This window comes from Lacipirellulaceae bacterium, assembly GCA_040218535.1.
Classification (GTDB): domain Bacteria; phylum Planctomycetota; class Planctomycetia; order Pirellulales; family Lacipirellulaceae; genus Adhaeretor.
Genome location: JAVJRG010000005.1, coordinates 1,776,668 through 1,789,631 on the forward strand (window position 1 = coordinate 1,776,668; position 12,964 = coordinate 1,789,631).

The window sequence follows — 12,964 nt, forward strand, 5'->3', positions numbered from 1 at the left end:
ACGATTAATCCATGCTCGAACATTGGGCTCTGATCGCAATCGCAGTTGCTCTGCTCGCTCTCGCGACGTGGATTGGTCGCTGGCTGCGCGAGCAGGAGTCGCTCAGCTTAGACCTTCGCACCGTCGAAGCGTACAACGCGCGAGTCCAAGCCTGGTGGTTTTTCGGCGGACTGCTGCTTGTTTCCTTCTTCTTCCCGAGAATCACAGTCGCCCTGTTCTGCGGAATTTCCTTCTGGGCACTGCGTGAGTTCGTCACCATCACGCCGACCAGCACCGGCGATCATCGAGCGTTATTCTGGGTGTTTTTCTTCTTTACACCGATGCAATTCATCCTGGTCGCTTACAACAACTATGGTTTGTACAGCGTGCTGATTCCCGTCTACGCGTTTCTGTTTATTGCCGCCCGAGTTGCCTTTAGCGGCGATTTCACAAGGTTCCTTGAGCGTGTCGCGAAAGTGCAAAGCGGGCTGATGCTCTGCGTCTATTGCCTCAGCTTCGCTCCGGCGCTGCTGTACCTCAAGTTCCCATCGGCTCCGGGCAGTGCACCGCAGGGCGAACGTGCCAACGCTGAGCTGCTGTTCTTCTTCATCACGATTGCACTGATCGCCGACCTCATGCAATTCCTGTGGAATCGCCTCTACGGCAAGCACGTCATTGCTGAGAAAGTTGATCCCATTCGTACCTGGGAAGGCCTCATCGGCGGAGCGATCACCACCTCGGCGATCAGCCTTGGACTGGCTTGGGCGGCTCCGTTCCCCAATTGGTACCATGCCCCGGCAATGGCTTTGGTGATCGCACTGATGGCTTCCGCCGGTACGATGACGATGAGCGCGATTAAACGCGATCGCGGCGAGTTAGCCTCGGGCACTTTTGTTGAAGGGCACGGAGGGGTACTCAATCGGATCGATGCCCTCTGCTTTGCTGCTCCGGTCTTTTATCACCTGACGCGTTACTTCTTTGCGGCACGCTAACGCCCCAGCCGCTAACGCCGCAGTGTCCCGCCAAGCGAAGCGTCTCTCGCTCGCAGATAGGGCGAAATCGCTTTGCTCGCTTGTCCCGGGGTTGGAGTCACAGGCCAATCTTGAGCGGCGCGCGGCACTTTGCTGGCCGCCAAATCGCTGTCAGAGTCTCTTGCTGAAGCCGGATCTTGCCCACGCATAACGGCTTGTTCTGCCGCAGCTAAGACGACATCACCCTGGGGAGCGATCTCGGGTTGGCCATTACGCACCCAATCGAGCCAAGAATTCTGCAAAGCCAACAGGTGTGGATAGGAATAATTCTCCTCGATCGCCCGCGGCCAGTTCTCATCAGTCAAACCATCTTCAATGAACCGCATGAAGGCTCGCTTCCCTTTCTGGGCAATCAAATACTTCGCCAGCGAGTGCCCTTGAGCATACAAAGGCAAAACGTCACGGGGATATTCCTTCATGGCGAACATGTCGTTGAAGGGAATGCCGCGCCGGGTCTTAAGGAACTCAATCAGCATGCGCTCCTGTTTGCCGATTTCGCTCTCGTGCTCGACAGTCGTGCAGGCACCCTCATCCGCCCAGCGGGGTAGGGGACGGCGAAAGTGGCTGGCGAAGATCGTGTGAGTTACTTCGTGCGGAACCACGGAATCGAGAACCCGTTCCGCCGACCCTTGGATATCCATACGCCAACCAAACACGCGTCCGCGATCGAACACAAAACTCGTCGCGCCGCCGGCCCCAAGATTCGGCGATACCTTTGCCTTGATTGGGCAAGGCTTCGGCCAATTCTCCAGCGGCTCGCCTAGCCACTCGATCGCAAGTTCCCGGCGACATCGCTCAGCAGTATCACCAATGGCTTTCGCCAATTGTCGCGTGGGGGCATCGACCGTGAAATTAGCAGTGCGGTAAGCGGCTGCATTGGCACGGCCAGAGAGAAAGAATGCAGCAATCGAAAATGCTGCTAATACCAGGCGCACTTTGCGTGCGCACTTTGCTTGAGCTTCCATGCTCAGTACCTCGTAGGGTCAAAGGACGGTCCATGTCCATAATCCGGTGCGAGCGAACTCTGCTTTCCAAGCGCTCGCCACGGGGATCGAAATCGTAGGCTGCAAAAGGTGGTCCAATCTTTGGACCACCGTGCATAACGCTTACGATCATTGCCAAACTAAGGTTCGCGGGAGAACCAAATTATTGGCAACTCCCCTGAGGACAACTCGCAGTTTTGCCCTCAAGGTTTGCAGAATTTACCAAGAGTGACCCGATTTCACCTAGAGCAGTTCCGCTAGCATTGAATCGTTAGCTCGCTGCACCAGCCTCAGCCACCGCGTGCGGCCTTGATCTGATCAAGCATTCGCCCTGGTGAGCCCATCGCGTTGTAGCCGCCATCGAGATGGAGAATTTCACCACTGATGCCACTCGACATTTCTGAGAGTAAGAAAGCACCGCTCTTGCCGGCTTCCTCGTGGGTGATGTTGCGGCCTAGGGGAGCCATCGCCTCGTAGAGCCCCAGCATTTCATCGACGCCGGCTCCACGGCCAGAAATCGTCTGCAACGGGCCAGCGCTCAAGGCATTCACGCGAATCCCGCGTGGTCCAAGATCGAATGCCAGGTACTTCACAATGGAGTCCAGTGCCGCCTTGCAAACCCCCATGACGTTATAGCCCGGCACGCACTTCTCACCGCCGTAGTAGGTGAGCGTGAGGATGCTGGCATTGTCGGCAAGTGCTTCTCTGGCGTGGTTTGCCAAAGCCATGAGGCTGTAGGCGCTGATTTCCATGGCCAGCTTGAAGCCTTCCCGACTGGTGGCGACCGTGTCTTTCTTCAAATCTTCAGGCGGAGCGAACGCGATTGAGTGCAGCAAGAAGTCGATCTGGCCAAATTCGCTCTTCGCCTTCTCAACGACGGCTGCAATTTGGGTGTCGTCTGTCACGTCCATGGGATGAACGAACTTCGCCTGGCTGTTCCCATCGGTCAGCTTCGTAATGCGGCCCAGATTCTTCTTCCGCTCGTCATCCGGCTTGTCCGGCATGTAGGAGAACCCACACTCGGCCCCCTCGTTCATGGCCCGCTCCGCGATCGCCCAGGCGATCGATTGCTTATTGAAGACTCCGGTAATCAGGCCCTTTTTGCCATCAAACATACCCATGAATCGCTCCATCTCATCCGCTGTGAACTGATTGCGAGGTCGAGAACTCTCGCAGGATCAAAGCAAGATAGCAACTGTCCTACCGCCTGAGAACAGTCCATTTTCGTGCGGATCGACTCAAAACATAGCTATTTCACGCGATTTCTGATCCAGTCCAGCCATATAGTGAATCTTATTGATATCACTCGAATTGACCTAAGGCAGCCCTTATCGTATACTTTTGAGTACATTTGGAACGAAATAACGATTCGATTTCGCACAAACAACTCACTATTGCACCTAATGCGTTATGAAAAAGAGTCAAGAAGACACGCAACTGATTCACTTCTTGCTCGATAAAGCGAGCAAATCGAATCAGATTGACGAATTCCTCGCCCAGGCGATCTCGGAAGCTCGTACCGCCTTGCCTGCAGACGCTTTGGCGGTCGTGCGCGCTAATCCCCCTCAATGGCAGATCCTGGCGGCCAATGGAATCCCCGAGCATGAGATCCCCACCGATGTCGCTGCCGACGCGATCGACCAGGACGCAGTTGCCACTTGGAATGAATGGCAAGCGGCGCCATTAGGAAACAGCTATGCGCTGGTTGCCCGTAAGGTGCCTTCGGCTGAAGTGCTTAGCAGTTTTGCCGAAGCCCTCGCCGCCAGCATGTTGTCAGTGCGTCAAACGCAAACGCGCGAGCGACGCATTCGCCGGCTGGAACGCATTCTCGAAGTCACCCATAACTGGGGCCAAACCAACAGCATGGAGTCACTGCTCCATGCGATGGCTGAGGCGGCCACCGATCTGTTAGACGCGGACCGTGCAAGTATCTTCCTCTGGGACCGTGCAAACAAACAGCTTGTCGGGCGTCCTGCACTTGGCGTTGAAGACGGCGAGCTACGCATACCCGACGATGCGGGCATCGTCGGTCAGGTAATTCACTCGGGCGAAAGCCGTCGCGTTGGGGGTGGGCTTGGCGATGAGGACATTGATCGTAATGTCGATGAGCAGACCGGCTACAAAACAAGCACGCTGTTGTGTGTGCCGTTGACTTCGCCCGAGGGCAAACTGCTGGGTGCGTTCGAAGTCCTCAACAAGCATAACGGTCACTTTTCGAGCGAGGACGAACACGGACTCACCGAACTTGCCGCTCACGCCGCGGTCGCTTTGGAGAACACGCAACAGCTAGAAGAGTTGCTGACCAAACATCAGCAGCTCGTTGATCAGGCTGCCGAAGGCGTGCAGCTTATTGGCGATAGCCCGGCGATTGAAGCGGTTCGCTCCACGGCGAAGCGGATTGCCGATACCGATTTGGCGATCCTCATCTTGGGTGAGAACGGTACGGGGAAGGAAGTCGTCGCTCAGTCGATCCACTACTTGAGCAGTCGGCGCGAGCAACCTTTCATCGCCGTCAACTGTGCCGCTTTGACTGAAACCCTATTGGAGAGCGAACTTTTTGGTCACGAAAAAGGGGCGTTCACCGATGCCCACGAAGCGCGGGCCGGTAAGTTCGAGCTCGCCAGTGGCGGCACGCTGTTCCTTGATGAAATCGGCGACATGAGCCTTTCCGGCCAGGCGAAACTCCTGCGCGTGCTAGAAGAGAAAACGGTCGTACGCGTCGGCGGCTCCACGCCGATTCATACTGAAGTGCGCATCCTCGCCGCCACGAATCAAGATCTGGCCGTGATGGTAAGGGAAAAGAAGTTCCGCGAAGACCTGTTCTTCCGCTTGAATGTGGTCAGCCTCGAACTCCCCCCGCTGCGCAACCGCGGCGACGATGTGATGCTGCTGGCCGAACATTTCCTCCGCAACTTCTGCCGCACAATGGGTCGCCCGGCGCCGAAGTTCTCCGCCCCTGCCGCCAAACGCTTGCTCGCCCACCGCTGGCCCGGCAACGTGCGTGAATTGCGTAACCTGATGGAACGAATCGCATACCTCTCCACCGGCGAAACCGTGGAAGTCGACGATCTGGCGTTCATCGAAGCTGTCTCCGGCGAACTCACCGACACGGTCGACATGAACGCTACACTGAGCGACGCCACCCGCCAGTTCCAACAGCAATACATCCGCCACACGATCGACCTCACCAAAGGCAATATGAGCAAAGCCGCCAAACGCCTGGGGCTGCATCGCTCGAATCTTTATCGCAAAATGCGGCAGCTTGATATGGGCGGGGATGAGGAGGAGTAGTGGCAGGCTAGTTTCACGTTGGCGGTATGCCATTTTCAGCACTGGGTTGCGACTCGCTCCTGCAGCGGCGGTAAGTCTCACCGCTCATGGTAACTGCGTGAATCCCAATCTACTGTGAGAGCAATTTCGAAGCTAATTCAGAGTCCTCAGAAAGTACCTCGGCGTTTCACGCTTGGGCAGGTTAGCAACTCGCAGTCTCCACACGAGGTGGTTCACTCCTCATCGCTCAACTTTCACTAGCAAATTGTTGAATTAGTGTACATCTCCAGCAGTGTATAGGCCCAAACTAGAGCTGCTTAGGGAGGTGAATTCAATGCAGACTAACAATCAGGGGCGTGCGGCTTAGACGGTGCTCTACTGATAGCCAATGGGCGGCGATTTTTGAAATCGATGCTTACACTTGGCGTACAAGAATATGCAATCACCTCCCCTGATATTTCTGCTTCAGCCGGTAGCGTCGGCGCATGGTTATGGAAGCGATTGACGCTGTTGCTATAGACAGGGTTGAAGTTTCCGGGATCTCAACGAGATGTAACTCGAAAAAATCAAATCCCCCGAAATTTCCGCTATTAGCTCGGGCTCCTCCAAATCCAAGACGCAAGTGCACTCTCCCCGTAGAAAGCTCCTCAAGAGTGAGATCAGGAAGATCAACCGAATAAATATTGTATTCGAGCTGCCCACCACCGTGAGCATCAAGCTGACGATTGAGCTGGTCGCTATAGTCGTGATCATTAATGTAGAAGAAACTAATTTGATGGCCTGGAGCCGAAGAATCATGTTCCCAAAGTCCCATGCGGATGCTTGCTGATCGGTAGTTTCCGTCGAAGTCGAGATACCACCAGCCGCTTGCTCGCTGGTTACTAAGAGATTGATTACTTAGGTCATTTCCAAGGGGCGTATTTATCTTCCTAGGCTCTATGCCCTGCGAGGCGGAGAACTCTGCCTTAGTTAAAATGTCCCCATCTTCGAACTCCTGGATACCGATTCGAACGATGGTAGCTGCATGGCAGATTGTGCTGAGCGAGATTAGCACGGCAAATGGAACAGTTGTCTTCGACAGTGTATTCATAAAGCGACTCACCGGAAAGCGACCATTATATGTACATGCCTTGAACAAAACGTAGTAAGAGATGATCCGCAAGCCAAGATCAGTCTGTATCGCGGCTGTAAGAACTGTGTCTATATGCCGATTTCTCGATTGGTTTTCAGTCCGCAGTGTACGAAGAGCGATATCGCAATTCACTATGTTCATGCAGTGCACTAGTACGTTCCACTTAGTCGCACGAAACCTGAGATTGAACTGCGATGCGCGTATCGGTGGGACTCACCGAGCTTGGAATCTGCTGGTTGCCAAACTTCGTTCAGCTTCATCGACCTGTATCGGTAAGCGACGGTGCCGAAAACTGGCCCGCTGGTAGATCGTTCGGCAAATTCTCACGCTTCAGATTCCAACGGCACAGTATCCTTTCAATCGGCTTTAGCTTCTCACACGCTTTTGGCCACGAACTCGGTTAAAATAGAGGGCTCTACGCTCTTTCTCAACTCAGTGAATACCGCTTCCTGCGGATCGACTTACGTCAATGCGTTCCCCTAAGCGAAACGCGCTTTCGAGAGCAAAAGTCTCATCCACTTTTTCCTCGCACAGTATTTAAACGATTTAGCAGATAGCATTTGCGTTCAGCCAGGGCTTGTTGCCTCTCGGACTTTTGCTCGCTCCCGTCGTAGTTTCGTGCAAAAGTGCAAAAGGTTGCGAACGACGTAAGTGGGGGGAGCTCCTGCATGCTATGCCGGAACTGCCGCAAGAAAACTCGAAGAATTTCTGAGTCCCCCTGTCACCTCTCGTGACCGTTTCTTGATTGAAGCAATAGAACGGCAAGGTTTTGCCGCGTTCTTCCGCACACTAGGGCTTCAAAACAGGGGAAACGTATCATGAGGATCAAGAAACGAGTCAGTTCGTTCGTGGCCGGTTACGGCACGCTGGCGATGTTAGCCGGCACGGTTTTGGCCACGCCGCCGACCTATTCGGTCGATTTTCAGGGACCCACGGCCGTGCCGCCGGGGGGATCGGGGCCGTATTCAGCGGCTGACATTTTGACGCCGGGGGCTGGGCCAGCACCCGGGTTGGCGATTCCAGCCGGTTTTCCGGGAGCTTTCGGTACGCTGGCGATCGGTGGCTTTGGTGTCAATTCACAAGATGAAGTGCGTGAACTCGACGCACTTTCCTACGGCCTGGATGGCATGTTCTTTCCTGAGAACCTGATCGCGCGTCCGTTGGCTCCAGAACGCGATCGTTTCCGCCACTCGTGGACGTTCTCAGTTGATGAATTTGCCGTGGGCAACGGGTTGGGCAGCGGCCCCTCCGTTTCAACGGAAGGTGCTTTCGGCTCGCTTGAGGCTTCCGCGGATGTTTTCCGTTCCAATACTCTTCCGGGCGGCTTCGGGCCGTATGCACCTGGGACCAACTTGGGAGTTTTCGACGGTAATGGTATGGCACCGTTCGCAGGTCCAACGCTCAACTTGGTTGAGAAGAATCCTCCAACGGTTGGTGTCCTACCAGACGAAGGCGACAATCTTGACGCCTGGGACATGGACACGCCCGTTTCTCAAAACGAGTTTCCTGGCAACGTCTACTTCTCGCTCGATTCGTTCTACCCTGAGCCCTTCGAGCCAGGTCCACCCGTCAATACGGGCACCGCAATCGCCAACGGTTTCGTTGGAGGTGATGTGCTGGTCAGTGACCTGAGCGGTGCACCTCCCAGCCTGTTTGCTGATTCCCGTTTTCTCGGACTCAACGGAGGAATGCCGGGCCAGGGCCAAAATGATCTCGACGTTGACGATCTCGACGCGCTCGTCCTTTGGAACAATGACAACCCTGAATACGATCCCGTCACTGGCCCCTACAGTTGGCTCGACCCAAGCGGCGAAGGGGAGGGTACGGATATGCTGCTGTTCTCGCTGCGTCGCGACTCAGCACTACTGACCACGCCGACGCTCGACGCACTCGGTTCTGGTCTGGAGATCACCGAAGGTGATATCCTGGTCCCCGTGCTTGTGGGTCCCGGCACTTGGGCACCCGGTATCTTCATCAACGCTGAGGCGCTCGGCATCGATACCGTTCGCTCCGGTGGCGGCACGTCTTGGGGAGTGCCGAATCCTCGTTATGAAGGCGAAGATATCTGGGATGACGAACTCGACGCGCTCGACGTGACAATGGTTGAGGCGGCAACCCCCGATGCCAACTTCGACAATGACCTTGATGTCGACGGCACCGACTTCCTCACCTGGCAGGAAAATTACCCGACGATGTTCGGGGCCACCAACGGCACCGGCGATGCTGACGGCGACGGTGATGTCGATCTGGCAGATCTTGGAATCTGGCAATCCCAGTACGGCATCCTCCCAGCCCCCGCCGTCGCTGTGGCCTCAGCCGTCCCCGAGCCGACAAGCGTGCTCCTCCTGTTTGGTGGAATCACCGCCCTGGCCGTCAGCCGCCGCGGCCGCTGTTAGACCTCAACCATCCTTGATCCCCTTCACAAGGATAGCCTCGTACGCCTCGTGCGTACGAGGTTTTTTCCATTAGTGGCGGAGCGTGGTGCGATGCGATAAGTTGGAAGACGCTGTCATGCTCTCAAGGAGGACTAATGGTGCTTTGTATTTCTCAACCGCGCCGGCTCGTGTTCGGTGCGATTGTCCTCGCACTCCTGTCTCAGTTCGCCTTTGCTCAGGAAGCAACCTTGAGCACTCCCGACGCAGATGTCTTAACCGAATCGGAATGGAGCGAGGTCGACGAGTCCGTCAACCGTGCGCTGAAGTGGTTAGCGTCTGAACGAAACGACGACGGTTCCTTTCCAACGCGAGTACAAGGCCAGCCCGCAGTGACAAGCTTGTGTGTGATGGCCTTTCTCTCCTCGGGTCATTCACTGAACGATGGAGAGTACTCCAGTGAACTTTCTGAGGCCGTCAACTTCACTCTGGATTGCCAGCAGGCGAACGGGTTGATCTCTCTCCCGAAGACCCAACCAAGAACCGTTCGTCATAACGGTTCGCATACCGCCTACTACAATCACGGCATCTCGGGATTGATGCTTGGTGAGGCTTACGGCAGCACGTCCGGTAGGCAATCGGAGAGAATTCGCAACGCGATCCCTCAAGCGATCCAGCTCCTCCAGAAAACACAGCGTGACAAACGTCGCAAAGAAGATCACGGCGGCTGGCAATACTATACGAATCATTTGGATGTCGACTCGGACGTCTCGTCGACGACGTGGCAGCTCATGTTTTTGAGATCGGCAAAGAATGCAGGGTTCGAAATGCCAGACGATCTGGTTCTCGAAGCAACAAACTACATTGAGCGCTGTTACGACAAACGACAACGCGTGTTTACGTATGGGACCTTCGGTCGAGAACGCTACGTGACCGTTGGATCCGTGGGGGGCGGAATTATCTCACTTGCCATGAGTGGCAAGCACGAGTCGCCGATGGCTCTCGCTTCGGGGAAGTGGCTGATGAATCGGCGATTCGAAAATTATAACGCCTTCATCAGCCCAGGCGGTTTCTACCACTACGGAGTGTACTACAGCAGCCATGCAAGTTATCAGCTCGGCGGAGAGTATTGGCAGAATATCTATCCGCGAATCGTCCGTGTGCTACTCACCAACCAAAGTGCTGACGGATCGTGGCCTCCGGAAACCGGGCTCGCCTCTGGTTATGGCAGTTGCTACTCGACGGCTCTTTCGGTCTTGGCTCTGACTCCACCCTACCAATTACTGCCCATCTATCAGCGATAGGCAGATCGCCCTTAGCTGACACAGCGACTTCTTGCGAAGTAAACTCTGCTTCACTCGCAATAGACGGCTGGTATAATGAGGTAGCCTGCAATAACTCTATCTCGGAGTTGAAAAAATGATGCGAAAACTGATCTTCCCAATGGCATGCGTTTGCTTTTTTTTCTTGATGCCATCCGAACCAGCTCAAGCCGGTCGCTGGAGTCCAGGTAACCCGGGCATCTACGGCAACATCCATGGCATGACTTACCGTTCGATGCGGTACGAGCGGGAGCAAGGTACACGGAAGTCGTACGTCCGACGAAGCAACACAGCTCGCTTCCGGTTCTTTCGGCGGTAGTTTCGCCTGAGTCTCGATACGCTCTTAACATCAGGAAGATGATTATGCCTGACACATCGGCCCGTTCTGTACTACGAGCGACGCTAGTTCTAACGATGATGTTCTTATTCGTGTGTTTGCTTGTTTCTCGGTCCGATGCCGAGGAGTCGCCAAACGAAGCTGCGGAGGGCAGCGAGGACGTTCAAGCAGCGAGCCGAGAGCCCATGGATAACGGGCGTCTCGGCAAGCTGCTGGAAGCGCATTTCAAGGACTCAAAGATTGAAGGACAGCCCGGCTTGTGGCGGATCGATCTTTCGAAACTAGAGAAACAGCCGCCTGCCAAAGAGGAAAAGCAGCAAGGGCCTGCTCCTGAGGATGAGGAGACGGATTCCCCAGAAGCTGAGTCCCCAGAGACGCAATCCCCGGAAGCAGAGTCTCCAGAGCAGGTGGCTCCTGGGGCGGACAACCACCTTCCGCCGGTTGTCCTCGTCATGACCGACCAACGGGCTGATCGGATGCGTATCATGATGCCGATCCGTAACTTCGACCCACAAACTGTCGAAGATCTTCAGCTAGCGCTCATTGCGCTGCACGCAAACTACGATCGTGCTCTGGATGCGCGCTATGCCATCCAAGATGGTGTACTCTGGTCCGTGTTCATTCACCCGCTTGGTTCACTCACGCCGAAGGACTTGACCAACGCCCTAAATCAGGTCCAAGCTTTGCGGGAAAATACCGGCACTACTTATAGCAGTAGCGAGCTAATCTTCGGCCCAGGTCAGGAGGCTCCTGAGGATGAAGACATTCAGGACAGGCTGACATAATTCGAGGAGCTAACTCTTTTGAAACTATGCCCGACGCAGCGCTGCTTCGACTCTTCGTAGCGCTTCTTCCACATGGCAAGCTCCCTCGGCAACGACAACTTCGGCATCGTCACCGATCATTTTCTCGAGCCGTTTCTGGGCACTTAAGACAGCCGTGTGACTGCGACGGTTGTAGTAGCTGCTAATCTCAGAGAGCCCTGCTCGCGTAAAGCGACGACTGAGGCAAAGGCAGAGCATTCGTGGGTCGGTAATGTGCCGCGCTTTGCTGGCGGACTTTAGGGTTTTCGACTCGGTTCCAAACACCTCGCAAACCGCTTTCTCCACGTCAATCATGTTGACCTGCGGCGTGTTCTGTTGGCAGAACTCGCTGAGAACCATGTCAGCGTTGATCGGCGTGATCGGACGGCGTTCCGCCATACTGGTGACGACCAGACGGTTGAGAGCACCGGATAGCAGCCGAGCACTGCCGATCACTTGTTTGGCAATCATCTCAATGACCGGCTCGCTAAGCTTGGTCTTTGTCCTCGCAGCCATCACGCGGACGATCCCGATACGCGTCTCGTAGTCCGGCGGAGCGAGCGGTGCCGACATGCCTCCAGCAACACGAGACGACAGCCCAGGGTCGATCGACTGTAGCTCATTCGGCGATGCTTTGCTGGTGAGAATGACTTGGCCGCCACGCGTATTGATGGCGTCGATCGTGTAGAGGAACTCTTCGATCGTCGCTCGCTTGGTGCCCAGGAAATGAACATCGTCAACCAACAAGACGTCGACACCGCGAAACTTCTGCCGGAAGGAAGTGGTCGTCTTGGTGCGAAGCGCTTCCATAAACTCGGCGGTGAACTCTTCGCAAGTGAGCCTCAGCACCTGAGGTCGCGCCGGATTCCTTCGCAGTCCGGCAGCAGCAGCATCCAATAGATGGGTCTTGCCCGTTCCTAGAGGACCGTAAATCAACAGCGGACTGAAACGCCCTGGCGATTCGATCACCGCTTTGATCGTTTCCAAAGCGAGCTTGTTCGACTTGCCAGGAACAAAATTCTCCAGGTCGCGACGCACGCGTACGCCTTTGGTGGTGCGACGAACAGGCGCGGTCGCCGCCTCGGATGCAGAGGCTTTGCTCTCCGATGACTCGGATGACAAGCCAGGAAGCAACGGCTGAGTCGTTGCTACCTCGGAGGCCTCGTCGACTTGGTAGTCAACGGTGAATTCTTGCCCCAGCACCGCGGAACTTACGGATTTCACTTCCTTACCAAGTTTGCGACGCAGCCAATCGAGCTCGGCTTGCGAAGGGCAAACGACCTGGAGGCAATCCTCTCGCAGGGAGAAGGCGACATGCTGGCCGATCCACAACTGGTAGCGGTCTGCTCCCAGTCGGTCGTGCAATGCCTGCCTGATTTTGGACTCCATGCCCGTCGCTTCCATGATCTCATCCTGAAATATCGCTTCTCATCGTCGACGTACCGCTTACGTGATCGCGCAGCAGACCTCAGAAGGCTACTTCGATGCGAACGTTTTCAGCGTGCAAGTCGTTGAGAAAAGCAGATCGGTTGCCGCAATCGATGCGTCAGCCGTAGATACCCGTTGTTGTCACCTGAGGCGTTGATTTTAGCGTGCTAGCACTTTGCAAAAAGGGCTTGACGACGGGCAAGCTAACATTCGCATCTTCATCATTCCTAAACACGCGAAAAGATGCGTAATGTCAGGTTGAAGTTTGGAAAAATTTTTTTGCACACCGCGATTCGGTAAGTGGAAA

Annotated in this window: 10 protein-coding genes; 6 read left to right on the forward strand and 4 right to left on the reverse strand. The window is 55.3% G+C overall.

The window, feature by feature from the left end; genetic code table 11:
* Positions 1-11: 11 nt before the first annotated feature.
* Positions 12-971: a phosphatidate cytidylyltransferase gene (locus RIB44_07275; GenBank protein ID MEQ8616380.1), complete on the forward strand. Its 960-nt coding sequence runs from the start codon at positions 12-14 to the stop codon at positions 969-971.
* A gap of 11 nt (positions 972-982) precedes the next feature.
* Here the strand turns inward: RIB44_07275 and RIB44_07280 are convergent, their stop codons facing one another.
* The gene (locus RIB44_07280; protein ID MEQ8616381.1) at positions 983-1,975 is read right to left on the reverse strand and encodes a hypothetical protein; all 993 of its coding nucleotides are present in this window, start codon (positions 1,973-1,975) and stop codon (positions 983-985) included.
* 308 nt (positions 1,976-2,283) lie between these two features.
* Positions 2,284-3,114: an enoyl-ACP reductase gene (locus tag RIB44_07285; protein MEQ8616382.1), complete on the reverse strand. Its 831-nt coding sequence runs from the start codon at positions 3,112-3,114 to the stop codon at positions 2,284-2,286.
* 289 nt (positions 3,115-3,403) lie between these two features.
* Between RIB44_07285 and RIB44_07290 the strand changes: the two genes are divergently transcribed.
* Positions 3,404-5,284, forward strand: coding sequence for a sigma-54-dependent Fis family transcriptional regulator (locus RIB44_07290; protein ID MEQ8616383.1), 1,881 nt, complete (start codon positions 3,404-3,406; stop codon positions 5,282-5,284).
* A 421-nt stretch (positions 5,285-5,705) separates the two neighbouring features.
* Here the strand turns inward: RIB44_07290 and RIB44_07295 are convergent, their stop codons facing one another.
* The gene (locus tag RIB44_07295; GenBank protein ID MEQ8616384.1) at positions 5,706-6,353 is read right to left on the reverse strand and encodes a hypothetical protein; all 648 of its coding nucleotides are present in this window, start codon (positions 6,351-6,353) and stop codon (positions 5,706-5,708) included.
* A gap of 860 nt (positions 6,354-7,213) precedes the next feature.
* On the opposite strand from RIB44_07295, the gene RIB44_07300 reads away from it, so the two are divergent.
* The 4 genes from RIB44_07300 (at position 7,214) to RIB44_07315 (ending at position 11,211) form a co-directional block, all read left to right on the forward strand.
* Positions 7,214-8,791: a PEP-CTERM sorting domain-containing protein gene (locus RIB44_07300; GenBank protein ID MEQ8616385.1), complete on the forward strand. Its 1,578-nt coding sequence runs from the start codon at positions 7,214-7,216 to the stop codon at positions 8,789-8,791.
* A 137-nt stretch (positions 8,792-8,928) separates the two neighbouring features.
* The gene (locus RIB44_07305; protein MEQ8616386.1) at positions 8,929-10,071 is read left to right on the forward strand and encodes a terpene cyclase/mutase family protein; all 1,143 of its coding nucleotides are present in this window, start codon (positions 8,929-8,931) and stop codon (positions 10,069-10,071) included.
* A 166-nt stretch (positions 10,072-10,237) separates the two neighbouring features.
* A complete protein-coding gene (locus RIB44_07310; GenBank protein MEQ8616387.1) occupies positions 10,238-10,408 on the forward strand; it encodes a hypothetical protein in 171 nt (56 codons plus the stop codon).
* Between the two features lie 44 nt (positions 10,409-10,452).
* Positions 10,453-11,211 (forward strand): hypothetical protein, encoded by a 759-nt coding sequence (locus RIB44_07315; protein MEQ8616388.1) that lies wholly within the window; start codon positions 10,453-10,455, stop codon positions 11,209-11,211.
* A gap of 24 nt (positions 11,212-11,235) precedes the next feature.
* On the opposite strand, the gene RIB44_07320 is transcribed toward RIB44_07315, so the two are convergent.
* Positions 11,236-12,618, reverse strand: coding sequence for a DnaA/Hda family protein (locus RIB44_07320; GenBank protein MEQ8616389.1), 1,383 nt, complete (start codon positions 12,616-12,618; stop codon positions 11,236-11,238).
* Between the last annotated feature and the right edge of the window lie 346 nt (positions 12,619-12,964).

Excerpts from the sequence above, each read along its gene's own strand:
- RIB44_07275 (MEQ8616380.1), top strand. The coding sequence starts at position 12 with ATGCTCGAACATTGGGCTCTGATCGCAATCGCAGTTGCTCTGCTCGCT.
- RIB44_07280 (MEQ8616381.1), bottom strand. The coding sequence starts at position 1,975 with ATGGAAGCTCAAGCAAAGTGCGCACGCAAAGTGCGCCTGGTATTAGCA.
- RIB44_07285 (MEQ8616382.1), bottom strand. The coding sequence starts at position 3,114 with ATGGGTATGTTTGATGGCAAAAAGGGCCTGATTACCGGAGTCTTCAAT.
- RIB44_07290 (MEQ8616383.1), top strand. The coding sequence starts at position 3,404 with ATGAAAAAGAGTCAAGAAGACACGCAACTGATTCACTTCTTGCTCGAT.
- RIB44_07295 (MEQ8616384.1), bottom strand. The coding sequence starts at position 6,353 with ATGAATACACTGTCGAAGACAACTGTTCCATTTGCCGTGCTAATCTCG.
- RIB44_07300 (MEQ8616385.1), top strand. The coding sequence starts at position 7,214 with ATGAGGATCAAGAAACGAGTCAGTTCGTTCGTGGCCGGTTACGGCACG.
- RIB44_07310 (MEQ8616387.1), top strand. The coding sequence starts at position 10,238 with ATGCCATCCGAACCAGCTCAAGCCGGTCGCTGGAGTCCAGGTAACCCG.
- RIB44_07315 (MEQ8616388.1), top strand. The coding sequence starts at position 10,453 with ATGCCTGACACATCGGCCCGTTCTGTACTACGAGCGACGCTAGTTCTA.
- RIB44_07320 (MEQ8616389.1), bottom strand. The coding sequence starts at position 12,618 with ATGGAGTCCAAAATCAGGCAGGCATTGCACGACCGACTGGGAGCAGAC.